The organism is Methanobrevibacter millerae (assembly GCF_900103415.1).
Lineage (GTDB): Archaea > Methanobacteriota > Methanobacteria > Methanobacteriales > Methanobacteriaceae > Methanocatella > Methanocatella millerae.
The window spans coordinates 24,738-43,958 of the sequence record NZ_FMXB01000017.1; the positions used below are offsets into that span (position 1 = coordinate 24,738).

Consider the following 19,221-nt stretch of genomic DNA (forward strand, 5'->3'; position numbering starts at 1 on the left):
TTACTTGTTTATTATAATATTTACTTCAAAGTAGAATACATATATTTTTATATATTGTTTAACATATTTTTAATCTCAAACAAGCCATTTCACCAAATTTCAGGAGGTGGTTAAAATGTATTATTTTTTAATGTTTTTTGCATTTGATCCATATCCTTTTTACAAATGGAGGTGTCGTCAATGGATGCGGATTTTAACATGTCGTTGGATGTTAATGAACTGATATGGGCGTTAATTTTTATTTTTTTGGTCCAAAAATCCGATTTCCTTGTTGTTTTAGGGAATCTCATTCTGATGATTTTGTTCAGGTTCATATTCCGTGATGATACCGGATAATATGTGAGCGAGAAGCTATTAAGGTATGGTTTAAGGAAATTCGTAGATTTCCCGTGGTTTGTTTTACCGCCTGAAACGGCTTCTCCTTACCTATTATTTCCTAAAAATAACTGTTTAAATGTTGAATACATCATGATTAGTTAATTATAAATACCATGGCATTATTATATATTAAGTGATGAAGTTAATTTTTTAACTTCTAATCCATTTTGTAAATAAATGCTGATGTCATCTACGAATATTGTGTTTTCGACACAATATTGACATTAGCCACTTAAACTAATTTTAAAACCAATATTACCTACTTTTAAATAAATTATAAATACCATAACCCCCATTATATAATAATTGAAGTTAATTTTTTAACTTCCACACTTTTGGTGGAAAAATGCTGATGTCATCTACGAATATTGTGTTTTCGACACAATATTGACATTAGCCACTTAAACTAATTTTAAAACCAATATTACCTACTTTTAAATAAATTATAAATACCATAACCCCATCATATAATAATTGAAGTTAATTTTTTAACTTCCACACTTTTGGTGGAAAAATGCTGATGTCATCTCCGAATATTGTGTTTTCGACACAATATTGACATTAGCCACTTTAAACTGATTTTTAAATCCACATTAACTATTTAAGAAAAATAAAAATTTAAAAGGAATGGATTGGATTCTATTCGCCGGATTTTAATGATTCAACCATGTCCAATTTCCGGATTTTGCTTGAAAACATCAGGTTTACAATTATGGACAATGAAAATGTAATTGCCGCAGCCAACAACACATTTGTAATAGATAATGGACTGGTTATGTAAACCCTATCACTTAAAGACCACATAATGCCGAGAATATAGGATCCCAAAGGCACTCCCAATATGAATCCGATAAGCGTAAATGCCAGGTTCTGCGTTAACAGCAATCTTCTTAAATCGCCGGTTTTGAATCCGAGCACTTTAAGCGTTGCAATTTCCCTTTCGATTTCCGTGAATGACAAAAGCCCCAGATTATACAAGACGATGACTGCCAGAACGCATGCAAAAAATGACATCACATAAATCAGCAGCCATACGGTTTCGGTTATTTTATTCCAGCTTTCTTCAATATCATCAAGGGTATTGGTTGTTTTGATACCGTCATAGCTTTTGTTCACATGTTCTGCGGTTATGATGCTTGTTGGAGTGTAATTCAAACCTAAATCTTCCAGCTTATCCGGATGCATAATCAAACCCTGCGATAGCGGATCGGCATATAAATTGTCAATTTTTGCTTCGGCCCATTCGTTGGTTCCTATTATATGAAATTTAATACTGTCTCCAATGCCCACACCCAGCATGTCAGCCATCTTTTTTGAAATCAAAAGCTCATCATTGCCTATTTCCATTTCGTTTCTGTCATCGTCAGTCACAGAAATCAGGTCCGTTTCGTTTAAAACCAGAATCGACCCCATTATTTTATGCTGCTGCGATTCGATTTCAACCTTTCCGTTCATTATCTCATCACCATTGACCTCGCCGGCAATCTCATCAATCCGAGACACTGAAGCATTTTCATCAATTACCATATTTGTGTCATAATGGTTGATTTCACCATACTCCCAGTTTTTTGAACTATCCAATCCATCATATAATCCAAATGAACCGATTAAAAGTGCACTGCATCCCATAACACCTATGATGGTCATTATTCCCCTCAGCTTGTTTCTTTTGGCATCCCTATAATTCCAGCGGACATTGAACGACACGTTTTTCCAGAACTTTGATCTTTCAATGAATCCTGAAGTTGACACTTTAGGAGGTTTGGGCTTGATGGTGATAGAAGGCTTTTCATTTGCAATGCCTGAAATGGCATAATATGAAACTGCAAGTGAGAATATGACCGTCAGAATCATTAGAACTATGAAATTAATATCCCAGAATGAGCTCCATACAGGCAATGTGTATGAATTAATCATTGAAGGGAAGAATATCGGAGGCACTATTATCGGCCCCAGGATAAGGCCCAATAATGATCCCGCCAAAACCAGCCAGAATCCATATGACACATAATGAAGGATTATTGTCTTGTTTTTAAATCCGCTAGCCTTCAATATACCTATCTGAGTTCTTTGATGCGTAATTACTCTTGTCATTGTCGTTAAAAGGATTAACAAACTAACTACAATGAATACAACCGGCAATATATCCGCCATCATTTTGTGCTGATTGATTTCCCCAGCAATTTCATAAACGCTCGGATGCTGAGACTGTTCAATAAATGTGGCGTAATAACCGTTCAGACGATAATCCAACAGTTTTGAATAGGTGCTCGGCGAACCGTCAAATTTGACGTTCAAAACATTGTATGGAACAGTATCTTCCGGAAACGCCTTATATGACATGTAGGCAAATCCCACTTTGCTGAAATCCGGAATCACTGCATACGCCGATGCATGATAAACATATTCCGGCGAATATCCCAATCCCCTGATTTCCTTTTCAATCCGATATCCGTTGCTTTCAAAGCTGATATTGTCCCCGACTTCCAATCCTTTGGCATCGGCAAATCTTTTGTCAAGCCACACCCCATTGCTGTCATTAATGTCCAAGGGTTCGCCTTCCACAAGATAGAATTTGGACAATGTATTGTTTTCAACAAAGTGCAGCGTAATTTCGGGCTCATTTTCAAAGTCCGCCACCGAATCTACAACCAGCTGCCTTTCCATGTCTGTTGTTGCGCCTAAAAGCCATACCTGCTTTAAAAACAGGTCGTTCAGATATGGCGAATAAATCCAGCCGTCGGCCAGGTTGGTTTCTTCATAATAATCTGCAACGTTGTTTTCAAGGCCGACGATTTCACTGCCGATTCCGGTAAAAACAAAAATTCCTATAAATGCCATTAAAAAGATGGATATGAATTGGGCTTTGTTTTTCCATATGTCCCTTAACATCTTTTTTCCAAGCATTTATTTCACCATTATAATTTTTTTGAATTTATTTTCTTTAATATTAACATTTGTTATTTATCATATTAGTAAATTAAGCCAACATAATTTTTCAAAGGATTTTCACCGCAGATGATTTTAGACAAAGTCCTCTTATAGCGCTGTGTTAAACGTCCAATGAAAGATTAATTAATTTTAATCATTTACTTTTTTGAATGATTTTTTAAATTTCCCCGATTTTTTTAAAAAAATTTATAAATAGACCACTATAAAAAAGAATATGGGGGTAATACTATTAGAAAATATATGATTATGTTAATAGCGCTAATCTTCAGTTTAGCCCTGATATTGCCGGCATCGGCAGCAGACATTAATGACGATGTCATTAGTGCGAACGAAATAACTGCAGATGAGGTAATCTCAGAAGGCGAAGCGGTTGATGTGGAATTGACTGCTAAGGATACCGTCGGGATTTACGGCAATTCAGACACTACACTGAAAGTTTATGCTCATGACAGTAACGGAAAAAACGTTACTGATGGAACTGTAATTTTTATGGACGTATTTGGTAAAGACTATACTGCAAACGTTGTGAACGGAACTGCCAAAAGCAACGTCTTTGTTGGCGAAACAGGTGAGTTCAACATAACCTGCCAGTATATTGGGACTGCCCGATACAATAATGCGAGCACTATCCTTTTGCTGAGCGTTCCGGTTGCAAATACGACCTGCAACAATATCGTTGCAACAAGATATGACGATACCGTGTATTTCACGGGAAACATGAAGTCAGACTACACCCAATATCCGGATTACGACGATTATGAAGAGGTAACAGAAGGATTTTTAACCGTTTATGTTGACGGCGAAAAACTCGGAACCTGTGACGTTGACATTAACGGAAACTACGTGTACATGTGGAAAACGACAAGAGACCTTATAGGGAAGACAATTAACTTTACTGCTGAGTTTACAAACAGCAAGAATCATTTCAATCCTTCAAGATTCTCCAAGCTCTTCAGCTTTGAGGCTTCCAAGGACACTAAAATAATTACAAACGTTGCTCAATTAGAGGACGGCAGCAAAATGATCAGCGGAATCGTTTTGGACGAGGACGGAAATAACGTAATTGGCGGAACAATCACCGTTAATGACAATCACACAATCATTGTAGATACAAACGGAACGTTCAGGTTCTACGCAGTCAATGAAACTCCGAAAGCGGCCACCTATGAAATCGGCTACTTTGACTGGGGATCAAAAGCGGATATCCGCCAAAACGTTCCATTAATGAACGCCCTTGACCACACCGAACTGACTGACAAGCTCATTGACTTATGCAATAACGGCACTCCATACATCAAATTCGGAAACGGAAATGGAAAAACAGTTGTAGTTAATGTTGGAACCCACGGAGGAGAACTTCCTTCACAGGTTGCCGGATTTAAACTCATTAACCTTCTTGCCGACTACGGAGGCGAAATTAACGGAACGATATATGTCATTCCGACCATTTTCCCTGAAGCAACGGCCAACAATACTAGAATATACAACGGAATTAACTTAAATACCGTTGCTGACGTTAACGGAACACTTTCAAACAACATCGTTAAATTTGCAATATCCGTAGGTGCAGCAGGACTTGGAGATTTCCACAACACAAGACACAGTGACAGCGACGTGGGAATTACCTGCGCAATGTGTTCACATTATCCAACCGAAGAAAGCTATTATATCGCCAAATTCATTGCGGATGAAACCGGATACTACCTTTACGAGTACGCAAGGGCAGGAGACCCTTATGCAGGAGCGATAGAGGACTATGCCAACATTCTGGGAACTCCTTCAGTAACCTGCGAATCACTCTCAAACCACAGGGCCGTCGAATACGGAACTCCTGAAATGTCCTACAGTGAAATGCGCGCATTCCTGAGATACTTCGGATTCGACCTTGACGAAATGCCAAAAATACAGCTGGATTATTCACAAAACATAATATTGACATTTGAAAGCCCATACAACTACAATATGAGCTTAAAAAGCATTGCACCGGAAGGAACATTTTCAGCACTTCAGGAATTAATCTACAATGCCGAAGAATCAGTGATTGTTCTGGAAAATGACTATACATACAACAATGAAACCGACAATGTCCAAATAACCGGAATCATGATAACGAAAGACAACCTTACCATTGACGGTAACGGCCACACAATTGACGGCTTAAATCAGGCCAGGATTTTTTCCAATATCGCAAATAACGTTACAATATCCAACCTCAACATCATTAACGGTTATAGGGATATAAAGAACGGTGGAGCCATATTATCATTATTTTCAATGACTTTAAACAACATAACCTTTGAAAACAACAACGCCCCTCAAGGAGGAGCAGTATTTGCATATGGAGGCTTAACGGTAATCAATTCAACCTTCACAAACAGCAGCGCACAATGGGGAGGGGCCATCTACTCCAAATTCTCAGCAGAGATTTACAATTCAGTCTTTGCCGAGTGTGAAGCAAAATACGGCGGAGCAATATATGCCGAAAATGAACTGACTGTTGAAAATTCAGCTTTTAGAGATTTGCATGCCAACCAGACCGCCGGAGCGATAGGATTCAAGTACCTTTCATCTATCGAAATCACCAACACCACATTCCTCAATGCCACTGCAGCAAAAGAGGGCGGTGCAATATACATTGATGGAAACTTGGACGAAGACGAAACCGGCACTGTAAACATAGTCGATTCAAGATTCTACAATTCCTCCGCCGAGTATGGAGGCGCACTGGTTCAGCTGACCGGTGAATTGGATGTTGAGGGCTGTGAATTTGCAGGAAACACCGCATTATTTGATGGCGGAGCGATTTATGTCTCATTTACGCAAACACTCATCAACGATACATTATTTGATGAAAATAAAATTGCCGATGAGGGTTACAGCCACGGAGGAGCAATTTACATTGACAATTCAAACACAAACATCCTGAACAGCTCATTTACAGCCAACGCCATTAATGCAGTCTATGGGTATGACAGCGTATTGTACATTGCAAATTCAAGCTTTTCAGATAACGGCGAAGCGATTCATGCCGTTTTCAGCGACTGCACCTTAATCAAAGTCGATACCGGAAACGATACATTATTCCTTAACGGCACAGAATATGGCCGTGTCATTAAGGAAGTCGGCAAAAGCATCATACTCATAAACAACGCCATTAATGTAGCGGCTCTTCCTTCAAGATACGATTCACGTGACTGGGGATGGGTAAGCTCAGTTAAAGATCAGGGAAATATGGGTTCCTGCTGGACATTCGGTACCTGCGGAGCGCTGGAATCAGCACTATTGAAGGCAACCGGAATAGAATATGACTTTTCAGAAAACAACATGCAGGACAGCATGCTTCAATATTCAAAATACGGCATATTAGATGCTTTAGAAGGCGGATCAAGGGAAATGGGATACGAGTATGCTCTCAGCTGGTTCGGAGTCCTTCCAACGGAATATGACAGCTATGACGAACTGGGAAAACTCTCCCCATTGATTATAAGCGAAGATAAAATACACGTATTCGACGTAATCTTTGCAAAATCCCGCGCAAATTCAACAGACAACGATGCCCTTAAAAGAGCGATATTGAAATGCGGATCAGTTACAACAGGATTCACATGGAATGCCAGCTGCTACAATGACAAAACTTTCGCACACTATCAGACCCTAAAGAACAATACAAACCATGCGATAAGCATTGTCGGCTGGGATGACAATTATCCTGCTTCAAACTTTGCAACGACCGCTCCAGGCAACGGCGCGTTCATTGTTAAAAACAGCTGGGGAGAAGACTGGGGAGAAAAAGGATTCTTCTACCTTTCATACTATGACACCAGCCTTTTAAACACTACATACGCCGTAGGATTCATAATTGAAAACACCGAGAAATACACTGCAAACTATCAGACCGACATTGGCGGAGACGTCATAAACTTGGAGAATAATTCATCAGTCTCTTATAAAAACAGCTATGAAGCCGTTGATGCGGAACTGATAAGCGCTGTTGGAACATATTTCAATGAAAATGAAAACTATGCCCTTGAAATCTATGTAAATGATGAACTTGTTCATTCACAAAACGGAACTGCACCATTTAACGGATACCATACCGTAAAATTAACCGAAGAGATTCCGGTAAAGGCCGGAGACGTCTTCACTGCAGTTATCAACAAGACTTCAGTCAGGCTATTCATCGATTCAAGGCAGTACTACCTTGAAAACATGACTTTCCTTAATCTCGGCAACGGATGGAAAGACCTTGCTTTGGAAAACGAAACGATTTCCCTGAAAGTCTATACAAAGGATTTGGCCATTTACACCCAAGACCTGGTTAAACTCTACAGAAACGCCTCCAGGTTTGCGGCTTATGTCGGTGCTGCCGGCGTTAACGTGACCTTTGAGCTGAACGGCGTTAATTATACTCGCGTAAGCGATGAAAACGGTACGGCTTCAATAGCCATTAACTTGAATCCTGGCGAATATTCAATCAAAACGATTTACGGCAATTATTCAGTTGAAAACTCAATTACCGTATTGCCAACGTTGATTGCCGACAATCTGGTTAAATACTTCAGGAACGCTTCACAGTTCTACATTACGCTGATTGACGGTGAAGGCAAACCTGTAGCAGGCAAGAACATTACCATGAACATCAACGGTGTGTTCTATAACAGAGTGACCAATGAAAACGGTACTGCAAGGCTGAACATTAACTTGAACCCTGGCGAGTACATTTTAACTGCTTTGGATCCTTTAACCGGCCTTCAGATGTCCTATAACATCACGGTTTTATCCACCTTGGAAGCTGATGATTTGGACATGAAGTACAAGGACGGTTCAACCTTCAACGTTAGTGTTGTAGACGGTGAAGGCAAGGCATTATCCGGCGTTAACGTAACCTTCAACATCAACGGAGTCTTTTATAACAGGACAACCGATTCCGAAGGTATTGCCAGATTAAACATCAACCTGATGGCAGGCGAGTACATCATCACTTCCGAGTATGACGACTTGAGAATTTCAAACACCATTACAATAAGGGATTAATTAATTTTAATCCTTTCTTTCTTTTTTTAATAAAACTTGACACACCATTAACCGCTGAAATCCAATATAAATACTTAAATACTGATTTTTTACATAAATTTATATTGTGATAATTATGAAGGTCTTAAAGATTATAATCGTCATGCTTGTTTTAATCATACCGGTGGGGGCTGTCTGTGCAGCAGACGACATTTCCGATGAGACCCTAAGCGATGATGGTCAGGAAGATATGTATATGGTGGATGAAGCTTCATTCACAGATTTGACTGATGAAATAAATAATACGGGCACGACTTTGGATTTAACCAAGGACTATGCCTTCAACAATGCAACTGACAACAAAAATGGAATTGTTATCGGCAAGGATAATTTTGTACTTAACGGTAACGGTTTTACAATAGATGGGAAGAACCAATCAAGAATATTCAACATTACTGCAAACAACGTTACATTAAGCAATTTGATTTTAACCGGAGGTAATGCCGAAAAAGGCGGAGCAATATACACTAGTGGATCATTAACATTGAACAACGTTACTTTCATTAAAAACTTCGCAACCACAGAAGGAGGGGCTATAGAACTTTTATCTGATAATGTTTTAAACATTAACAATTCAAAATTCATTGATAATTATGGAGGTGGCGGCTCATCAATATATATTGAAAACGGTAAATTAAACCTCTACAACACAGAATTCACTTCAGATGTACATGCCAAACGTGCTCAAATTATTATAAAAGAAGCAGAAGGTTATGTTGACAATGTCACATTTGCAAATATCGTTTCAAACTACACTCCTGCAATATATATGGAAAAATCAAAAGCCCTTACAATACTCAATTCCAAATTTATTAATTTGGCCGCAAGCATCTCTTCAGGTGCAATAGGCCATAAAAGTGGTGGTGTGCTATACATCAGGAATTGTGAATTCATCAACATCACTTCTGCTAAAAATGCAGGAGCAATTCTTGTAGATATTCCCGGAATGGATAACACACGTCCGGGCAATGTGACCATACTCGATACGGTATTCAGGAACACTTCTTCTGGATTTGGTGGTGCTTATATCCAATTCGGCGGAAATCTCACCATAAACAATACTGAATTCACAAACTGTCATGCTACATACAATGGTGGGGCAGTTTACATTTCATATGTTGATTCTGCTGAAATCAATGACTGTAATTTCACTTCAAATGGTGTTGACATTATTGAAGGATATCCTACTTACGGTGGCGCAATGGTCATTGACATGTCTACAATAAGTATAAATGACTCTAGATTCATCAACAACACTGCAAGTGCTGGAAATGCAATTTATGCTTATGATGGATCATATAACATTAGAAATACACTGTTTGAAAATAATACAAACCCAATCTACACATTTTTCGATAAACAATCCATTATAGACAAAACAAATATTTTCATCAATGATAATAATGTCTCAACTAACAATACATTCTATGCAACAATCCAAGATGGAGAAGGCCTGCAGTTAACATTAATCAACAATGTAATCAATGTTACTGCTCTTCCAGCAAGATATGATTCACGTGACTGGGGATGGGTTTCACCAGTCAGAAATCAAGGTTGGACGGGTGCCTGCTGGACATTCGCAATGTCAGGAGTACTGGAATCAGCGTTATTGAAAGCAACCGGCCTTGCAGCTGATTTTTCAGAAAACAACATGCAGAATACCATGACAAAATATTCAATTTACGGCGATACTCAAACATTGGAAGGGGGAGGCAACATTGATTCCACAGCTTATCTCTTGAGCTGGCTTGGAGCATTTGTACAGGATGCCGATACCTATGATGATTTAGGAAAGCTTTCACCGGTGATTAAAACCCAAAATGATATCCATATTCAGGACCTTATGTTCATACCTAACAACGAAATACCGAACGGCACACAGCTCAAATGGGCAATCCTGAAATACGGTTCCATAGATGTAAATTACAATGGACAGTCCACATATGATGATGTGACTCCTTATTACAGGCCTGACACTCATTCACAGTATGTGAATGTAACTATTCCTCCGAACCATGCTGTTTCAGTTGTTGGATGGGATGACAACTATCCAAAAGAGAATTTCGGAATTATTCCATCTGGCGACGGTGCATGGATTGTTAAGAACAGCTGGGGACCTGGTTTTGGAGAAAACGGATTCCTGTATGTTTCATATTATGACCAGACTTTGTTGCAATATGCTCCAGGCGGAATATTTAGATATGCAACTGCAATAATAATTGAAAATACAGTTCCATATAATAAGAACTATCAGTATGATTTAATGTGGGACGAAGGCTTCGATACAGGCAATTCAACTGCAAGTTATATGAATGTATTTGAAGCTGTAGATGATGATTTGATTGCGGCAGTTGGAACATACTTCAACCAAAGTGGCATCAACTATACAGTCGAAATTTTTGTTAATGATGTGTTAAAACTAACTCAGGAAGGAGTATCTCCATATCTTGGTTACCACACCATCAAATTAAACGATTACATACCAGTCAAAAAAGGAGATGTCTTCAAAGCAGTGATTACCTCAAACGGTGTTCCATTCATTGATCTTTCTGATACCAGAGTTCATTATACTCGAAACATTTCATTTGTCAGTATTGACGGACAGCCTTGGCAAGATGCTTATGACTTAGGTTATATTGCATGTCTAAAAGTCTACACTGTTGCTTTACCGTTCTACACTGAAGATTTGGTTAAAATCTATAAAAACGATTCCAAATTTGAGGCAAATATTGGCGTTGCTAATCAAACCGTTACATTTGAAATTAATGGTGGAACATATAACAGAATCAGTGATGAAAACGGAACTGCCAGAATAGCCATTAACTTGAATCCTGGCAATTACACGATAAAAACCACGTTCAACGGAACGACAGTTGAAAACTCAATTACCGTATTGCCAACGTTAATTGCCGACAATCTGGTTAAATACTTCAGGAACGCTTCACAGTTCTACATTACATTGATTGATGGTGAAGGCAACCCAGTAGCCGGAAAGAACATTACCATGAACATCAATGGAGTGTTCTATAACCGCGTAACCAATGAAAACGGAACTGCAAGGCTGAACATTAACTTGAACCCTGGCGAGTACATATTAACGGCTTTGGATCCATTGACCGGCCTTCAGATGTCCTATAACATCACGGTTTTATCCACCTTGGAAGCTGATGATTTGGACATGAAGTACAAGGACGGTTCAACCTTCAACGTTAGTGTTGTGGACGGTGAAGGCCAGGCATTATCCGGCGTTAACGTAACCTTCAACATCAACGGAGTCTTTTATAACAGAACAACCGATTCCGAAGGTATTGCAAGGCTCAACATTAATTTAATGGCCGGAGAATACATCATCACTTCCGAGTATGATGAGCTAAGAATTTCAAACACCATTACAATAAGGGATTAATTAATTTTAATCCTTTTCTTTACTTTTTTTAAATGGATTATCCTAACCTGCATGCGCTCGATTTCCATGAGGTCACTTATCTTAAATTCATGTCTCGTTAAAACGAATGTTTTTTTAATCATTCAATCTGGCGGAGAGGAATTTGCATTAATGCCAGTGCCTTTGAAAATCCGCCTGTTTTAAAGGCCAGCATATATATCCAGGAGTTCGCAAATCAGGTTTTGAACCGGGAATGGCCGACATTAATTTGAAATAAGCCTATTCGAAACAAACTTATGGTCAAATTAATTGATTCTCAGGCGAGGCGAAATAAGTTTAAGCATCTGCGATTTATGAATGATTAAACGTTAATGTTTGTTGTGATTATGCATTTTCCTTAAGAGAATAATTAATATTAATTAATGTCATTTCAAAACCGAGTAAATTAATGTGGTGCATGTAGATACATTGCTTTAATTTCATCCAGTTAATGATAAAAAAAGATTAAAGCCCGAATAAATCAGGCTGTTGCGTTTGAAGTTAATTTATTGGTGCTCATTGTGGAATTGAACTCCTTAATGAAGACATTATCCTTGATTAGCTGTACACTGACGTGATTGACATCAAGATAGTTCTGGGTTTGATAGAAGCTGATTGTTGATGAGAAATCATACTTTTCATTATCCTTGAAAGATGACAGTTTCTCTACCGTGGAGGTCAGTTCCCTGCCCTGTGAATCGCAGTATATCGTCTTGAGCATATAGCCGTCACAGTCCTTGGGAATGTTTGTTATGAATCCTTTTACAAAGTAATTGTAATAGATTTTACCTGATGATGTGAAATCGGTGACCGTTACTTCATCGAATGTTATCTGAATGTTTTCCTCCGGCTGTGAATCATCTCCTGAGCCGAAAATGAAAAATCCTGCTGCAATAATAACAATTAATGCAATAACTATCAGTGCGATTGAACCCAATTTTAAACCATTGCCATTAGTGCTTTTAGGATTTACTTCATCTTTGATAATCGGAACGTCTGTTAAGTCATGTGCACATTCTATGCAAAATTTGGCGTTATCCGGCGAGTTAACGCCACAGTTCGGACAGGTCTTACTCATATTTACCTCCTCACTTAATCAAGACTTGAGAAACTCTTCAAGTTCCTCCCGCTTTCTTCTCCTTTCTTCTTCGTCCTTAATGGTCTGTTGTCTACGCTTTTTCTTTTCTTCAAAATCTTGCGCCCATTCACGATCGATTTTACTGATTAATTCTGGATCATCCATCCGATAGGTTGAAGAAATCAGATTTTTAAGATAACTTTCCAGGGGACGGTGTGAAGTTGCAATCTCATCATAAGTTACCTGACAGGTCATTTTAATGGCCTTCGGACCGACACCGTCGATAATGAACGTGTAATCAATGTCTTCGATATTGACCTTAATTTTTTCTTCATATATTCTGTATGCTCTGTTATTTGCCTCGCTTGCAAGTGTTGATGCAAGTTTTGCCCTGTAATCAATCAGATAATGCAGGTCCTTTTCCATACGGTTTGAATTCCTTGCAATTTTTTCATAATTGCAGAATGCCGTTACGTCAAGTGCGTTGTGGCCGACTCCGTGAATGTTAAAATCGTATGTTGCGTTTGAGTCACCCTGCAGTGAAAATCGTTTTCCGTGAATCTTTTCCTTGTCTTGGAAAATAAAACTTCTTAAGCGAAAACCTTCATACTCCATGTTCATATATTGTGTTTAAAATGTATAAATAACTTCTGATTTGTATTCATGGAGATTAATCCTTAAGGGAATCAGGAATTTAAGGATTAATTAATCATATTAATTGAATTAGCATGATTTAAATAGCTGTTAGGTTAATTATTGAAAAATAAGTGGTTTAATTAGATAATGGCGGAAAAAAAAGATTTTTCGTTGGATAGCGATGAAAAATCTCAATGCCGCCATTTATTATATTGTACCTACTACTTAAAAAAGCTATTCATTTTTTTTTCCGGCAGCATGATGACTTCACTTGCCTCAATCTCAGAAGTTTCCTCAGAGGTTGTTTCGACTGTTTCCTCTTTAACTGGTTGAATATCCTCATAAAGCTTATTTCCACATTCCATGCAGAATCTTGCATTATCTTCAACTTTTACACCGCAATTCGGACAAAATGAAATCTTATTTTTCTTAATTTCAACCTTGTCTCCGCAGTTGGGACAGAACTTGTGTGACTCAGCCAGTTCATATCCGCAGTTCGGGCAGGTGCCTATCCTTTCAGCTGAACTTGAAGCTTGAGAATTTCTCTGAGGATTTCCCTTCAGTTCCCTTGACTTCTGCAGAATCCAGTATTCCATCTTATTGTTGAATTCGTTCTGGTCCCTGTAGCTGGTGTAGATGATATATAATGCGTATATTCCCAATGTAAAAAACGAAATGATCCACGTGATAATCATCTTTCCCACATCTCCGTTGAGGGCGTAGAAAAGTCCTGCAACGAATATGCTTGTCCACCAGTATTTCTTTTCGCTTGTAAGTCTAATGTAGTTAAGCTCATCCATATCCTGAGCGCGTTCAATTTGTCCTTCCAGCATCATTAATTCCTGTTCAAAAGCCATAATATCCCAATTGTCAATTGTTTGCTCCCAAAAAGTAGAATATATGGAGCAGATATAGTATATTATGTTTTAATGATATTTATTAGTTGTGTTTAATATGTTGTAATGGTGCTGTTAGTCTTTGGTGAAGTAGTCATAGAGCTCATCCTTAACCGGATTGTCTATTTTGAATGTGAAATTAACAATAGGCTTGTCCTTGCCGCCGATATTTCTGTAAAGCTGCTTATAGGTAAGGGGAGTTAATTTTCCGATATAGTAAAACTCGATTCCCTCATCATTGTTTTTCTGTATGAACAGTTCAACATCCAGGTCGTTATAATTAATTAACGCTTCCAGTTCGGCAGATGAGGTTTTTCTGTTGTCCCTACTCATCCATGAGAAGCATTCCTTGCTGATGAACTGATCATCATAATTTATCGTTTCTGAAATGTCTTCGGCCTTATTGTAGGTTACAAAGATAGGGCACGTATTGTACTTTATTTTATATCCGCCGATATTCTGGCCATTCATGAAGTGTTTCCAGTTCAAAAGCCTCAATACGTCTTCACGGGAGTATTTTTCATACAGCTTGAACGGCTTTTCGTCCCTGTAATAGTTTTCATATTTGAATAATGCGTAATTAACCGCATCCTCAAAGTGCCTTAAATAAGTCGGATTGGCAAGGCAGTTCCAGAAGTAATCCGAAATCGTAAAATCGTCATTAAAGAATATGTTTTCATAAGGGATGGCATCGCCCACAAAGCCCTGAACGGTATTTGCCTGATAGCCATCGCCGTTTTCTTTTCTGTAGAAATTCAGGCTCAAAAAGTTAATGGCTCCGTTAATTGAGTCATTTTGATTATCAAGGCCGTAAATTTCATTTAAACATTTTTCAATCATTTCCATGTTGAAATACTTATTGTATCTCAGGCAGTTGAGTATTATCATTTCATGAGGCCTTATTCCTTTCAGGAGCTTTTTGGAAATCAGCTTTAATGAAGCTATTTGAGCACTGTCAAGCTCTCCTGTGTAGTCATCGTCAACATAACTTAAAAATGAATGGTATGAATCGAATTTCTTGTGTGAGAGAATGAGTTCGGGATTGAACTCTGCGTTAACGGCAAAATCATAAAGCGAAGGGATTTTACCCAGTTTGAATTTAAGGTTGTTGTATTTCTCCTTGAAAAGTGCGATTTTGGAAAAGGATGTGTTGTTGATTGATTCGAAGATTCTCCTTTTTGAAATCTCATCGAAGTTGATTGAAGATGCGCCGGGAATGATTTTGTTTCCCTCCATCAAATAGCGCCTCAGATTGTCCTTGTCGTATGACCTGTCTCCTGAAAGTGCCAATGGAATCATGAAGTTGTTTTTGTAGTTTCCGATGAAATCTAGGATAACGACGAATTCCTTGCTTTTGAATTTCCTAAGGCCTCTTCCCAGCTGCTGTATGAAGATGATTGGGGATTGTGTCGGCCTTGCAAGGATAACCTGGTTGATTTCGGGAATGTCTACACCCTCATTAAAGATGTCTACAGTGAATATGTATTCCAGATTGCGGGGATTGGCGTCGTTGGTTAGTCTGTCAATCGTCTCTTCACGGTAGGCCTGTGAGTCCTCGCCCGTTAATACCTCGGACGGATGGCCTCTCCTGTTGAATTCGGTGGCTAACATTTTGGCTTCTTTTTTTCTTGAACAGAACACTAAAGCCTTTATTCTTTCACCGGAATATCCATAGAACTCTGACTTTTCAAGAAGGTAATCAACTCTTTTATCGGATGCCAAACAATTGAAATCAGTGAAATTGTCATCTATGACTTCGTTATCAAAAGTGACATCTTTTATTCCGAAATAATGGAACGGACATAATAAATCCTCTTCCAACGCCTCCTGAAGCCTGATTTCATGGGCGATATTGTGATTAAAAAGTTCGTAAATGTCAAAGCCGTCTGTACGCTCAGGCGAAGCGGTCATTCCAAGGTAGAACTTAGGAGTGAAATAGCTGAAAATCTTCTGATAGGACAATGCACCGGCCTTGTGAACCTCGTCGATTACGATATAGTCGAATTCGTCACTTTTAAATCTCGTGTAGACGTCACCCTTGGATAATGTCTGGATGGTTGCAAAAATGTAGTCGCTTTTAAAATCCTTATTATTACCGGTTAACATTCCAAATGATTTGTTTTTTATAACGTTTTTATAGGCATTAATTGATTGCTTTGCGATTTGTTCCCTGTGAACGATGAATAAAAACCTTTTGGGATTGAAATCCCTTACCGCAAAGGCTGAAGCGTAGGTCTTACCCGTTCCCGTTGCGGAAACGAGAATTGCTCTTTTCTCACCCTGCTTTATCAAGTTTCTTACGTTTTTAAGGAATTCCTCCTGCATGGAATTGGGAGCCAAATCGACAATGTTACTTTTCCTTAATTCCTCTGTCGTTTGCCTTAATTCCTTGAAATTCTTATTGTCGTTGTAGAGCTTTTCATAAGTCGGAAGAATTTCATCCAAATCATGTGATTTGCTCCATAATTCGTTGAATTCATTTAACAGGTTGATTATGATTTCGCCGTCGCCGTTTGTGCTAAACTCGACATTCCATTCCTTGTTTTTGGTAAGAGCTGAAGCAGTCAGGTTGGAGCTTCCCACAATTGCCAAATATGAATCGTCTCTTTTGAAGATATATCCTTTGGTGTGAAATCCTTCATTTTCGGTTGTAAACATTCTGATTTCGATGTTTTTGAATTTATTTAATTTTTTTAATGCTTTGGGCTCGGTAAAGCTCAGATAATCCGTGGTTAATATCTTTCCCTTAACGTTTTTCTTTTCAAGAATTTTCAGCTCTTCCAGCAAAGGCGTGATTCCGCTTAAGTTAATGAAAGCGGTTGATATAATGAACTCATCACAGGTTCTGAGACGATCTATGATTTCGTTTCTGACTTTAGAATCTTTAGAATTGAAAAGCAGCTTCGGCTTAAAGTCCGGACTGGATTTGTATGATTCGTCAATGAATGCCGTCCTGGCTCCGTTTAAGATGTCTTCTTCGATGTTCATTTTATGTTTTCGATTTTTATGGTGTTTAAAATTTCAATGCTTCTGATTTCAGCGTAAATGAGTTCCCTTTCGAACTTGTCATCCGTTTCGTCATACAATTTGTATAGCGCTTCCAGATCGTATCCGACCTTCATCATCTTCTCATCAATGCCTTTCATCTTTTCCATGATTTCCTCGTTTGAAAGCATTGTTTCTTTCAGGTAATTGACAGCTGCGATATCGGCAGGAATCCAGTTAACGTCGTCCAATTCGGCTTTTGAAAGCCATCTGGCATCATTGTGCTCAAGAAGCTTTGGGGTTCCGCTTTTGATAATGCAGTCATAGCAGCTCATCTTGAGGTAGAATGTAGGGTACTGATATTCCAAATCCAAAGCGAAATTAGTGATTTCTATTTCAACGTTGAGCTCTTCTCTGATTTCTCTGATTAATGCTTCCTCTTTGGTTTCGTTTTCCTCAATCTTTCCGCCAGGAAACTCCCACTGGTTGATGAATTCCCCATAGCCCCTTTTGGTGGCTAGAATCTTGTCGCCCTTGTGAATAATAGCTGCAACAACGTTTAAAGTCTTCAATTTAATTCCCCGATTTGAATGAATCTGCGAAATCTTCCATCGATTTCGACTGATTTGCATTTGGTCTTGTTGAATAGTTCGGATATTTCATTTAAGAATTTCTTATCTTCTTCTTTTATATTTGAAGTGTTAATTTGGTTTAAATCCTCTTTTGAAAGCCTTATGCAAAATTCGTCATGCAAAAAATCCTCATCAGTGTCAAAAAGCATCAGTTCATTAATAAAAGGATAGAATAAGTTAACGTTACAGTTGCTTTTATGGATTGTAAGCTGATTTTCATCGTTGATTGTTGAAATGGAAATGTTGCATAACATTAATTAAAACCTCTAATTAAATATTATGCGGCCCACGTTATAAATTTGGTGATAAACAATATTACCAATTCTTAGAATATTGTTTATCTGCAACTTCAGAAACTAATCCCAAATCAATTAATGTAGGCAAGTTTTTATTAACAAGAGGCTCTAAACTTTTACCTTCCACACGATAAGCTTTAAGACGATCTACTTCCAGTAAATCATCAAACGTAAATACATCACTATCCAAATCATCTATGGAATCAAATAATAATTTTGACCATCCTCTGAGATTGGAAGCGATTTCTTTAGCTTCATCAGGATCCAATTTGGTAATGCCAGATAAATCTACTCCAGCGGAAGATTCTTCCTCTTCTTCAGTTATGAAATAAGTATTGTCTCTCAACCTATCAAATACATCATATTCAACATCATTACCAATGATTAATTCTTTTAAAATAAATTCTAAGCTAAAATTATCCTTTTCGGAATTTTTAGCAATATCCTGATAATTAATAAACAGGATTACTTTAATGGATTTGCCGCCAACACCACCAATTCTAAATGAATATTGGTTATTTCCAATTTGAACCATAATTGGGTAAGTTTTAATTCCATTTTTATTGGACATGGCTCTTAATTTTAATTCATTAGGATTTTCTATCATTACTTTTTTATTTCCGGACGGATCAACAATTATCTGTTGAATAGCCGCCTCAAAACCATTTGAATTACCGTCCTTAATTCCTTTAATGATTTCATTATAGAAAAAGTATTTACTTATTAAAATAGCTTGTTTCCCAACACCAGTTATCTGAAAATCATAACTTATATCACCCATAGGAATATGGAAATAAGAGTTTTTTAATTTTGACCTGTTTTCTAATGATCTTTGCCTTAATTCTTCAACTGAAAGCCCCATAATACTCAC

11 protein-coding genes are annotated in these 19,221 nt (G+C 38.0%); 3 read left to right on the forward strand and 8 right to left on the reverse strand.

Going from position 1 to position 19,221, the window contains the following annotated elements:
• Positions 1-180 precede the first annotated feature (180 nt).
• On the forward strand, positions 181-336 hold the full coding sequence (locus F3G70_RS12120; RefSeq protein WP_188118142.1) for a hypothetical protein: 156 nt from the start codon (positions 181-183) through the stop codon (positions 334-336).
• A 681-nt stretch (positions 337-1,017) separates the two neighbouring features.
• Here F3G70_RS12120 and F3G70_RS09315 read toward each other — a convergent pair.
• Positions 1,018-3,285 (reverse strand): ABC transporter permease, encoded by a 2,268-nt coding sequence (locus F3G70_RS09315; protein ID WP_149732432.1) that lies wholly within the window; start codon positions 3,283-3,285, stop codon positions 1,018-1,020.
• A 291-nt stretch (positions 3,286-3,576) separates the two neighbouring features.
• Here F3G70_RS09315 and F3G70_RS09320 point away from each other — a divergent pair, with 291 nt between their 5' ends.
• The gene (locus F3G70_RS09320; protein WP_188118143.1) at positions 3,577-8,364 is read left to right on the forward strand and encodes a C1 family peptidase; all 4,788 of its coding nucleotides are present in this window, start codon (positions 3,577-3,579) and stop codon (positions 8,362-8,364) included.
• A 115-nt stretch (positions 8,365-8,479) separates the two neighbouring features.
• On the forward strand, positions 8,480-11,809 hold the full coding sequence (locus F3G70_RS09325) for a C1 family peptidase (RefSeq protein WP_149732434.1): 3,330 nt from the start codon (positions 8,480-8,482) through the stop codon (positions 11,807-11,809).
• Positions 11,810-12,308: 499 nt separating this feature from the next.
• On the opposite strand, the gene F3G70_RS09330 is transcribed toward F3G70_RS09325, so the two are convergent.
• The 7 genes from F3G70_RS09330 to F3G70_RS09360 all read right to left on the reverse strand — a co-directional run bounded on the left by F3G70_RS09330 (position 12,309) and on the right by F3G70_RS09360 (position 19,212).
• The gene (locus F3G70_RS09330; RefSeq protein ID WP_149732435.1) at positions 12,309-12,905 is read right to left on the reverse strand and encodes a zinc ribbon domain-containing protein; all 597 of its coding nucleotides are present in this window, start codon (positions 12,903-12,905) and stop codon (positions 12,309-12,311) included.
• A gap of 18 nt (positions 12,906-12,923) precedes the next feature.
• Entirely contained in the window at positions 12,924-13,520 is a 597-nt protein-coding gene (locus F3G70_RS09335; RefSeq protein WP_149732436.1) for a hypothetical protein, read from the reverse strand.
• A gap of 242 nt (positions 13,521-13,762) precedes the next feature.
• On the reverse strand, positions 13,763-14,398 hold the full coding sequence (locus F3G70_RS09340; protein ID WP_149732437.1) for a zinc ribbon domain-containing protein: 636 nt from the start codon (positions 14,396-14,398) through the stop codon (positions 13,763-13,765).
• Positions 14,399-14,512: 114 nt separating this feature from the next.
• Positions 14,513-17,425, reverse strand: a complete 2,913-nt coding sequence (locus tag F3G70_RS09345; RefSeq protein ID WP_149732438.1) for a DEAD/DEAH box helicase — start codon at positions 17,423-17,425, stop codon at positions 14,513-14,515.
• Positions 17,422-17,994: a (deoxy)nucleoside triphosphate pyrophosphohydrolase gene (locus F3G70_RS09350; RefSeq protein WP_149732439.1), complete on the reverse strand. Its 573-nt coding sequence runs from the start codon at positions 17,992-17,994 to the stop codon at positions 17,422-17,424. Before F3G70_RS09350 ends, F3G70_RS09345 begins: the two co-directional genes overlap by 4 nt.
• Positions 17,991-18,308 (reverse strand): hypothetical protein, encoded by a 318-nt coding sequence (locus tag F3G70_RS09355; protein WP_149732440.1) that lies wholly within the window; start codon positions 18,306-18,308, stop codon positions 17,991-17,993. Before F3G70_RS09355 ends, F3G70_RS09350 begins: the two co-directional genes overlap by 4 nt.
• A 61-nt stretch (positions 18,309-18,369) precedes the next feature.
• Positions 18,370-19,212: a hypothetical protein gene (locus tag F3G70_RS09360; RefSeq protein WP_149732441.1), complete on the reverse strand. Its 843-nt coding sequence runs from the start codon at positions 19,210-19,212 to the stop codon at positions 18,370-18,372.
• Between the last annotated feature and the right edge of the window lie 9 nt (positions 19,213-19,221).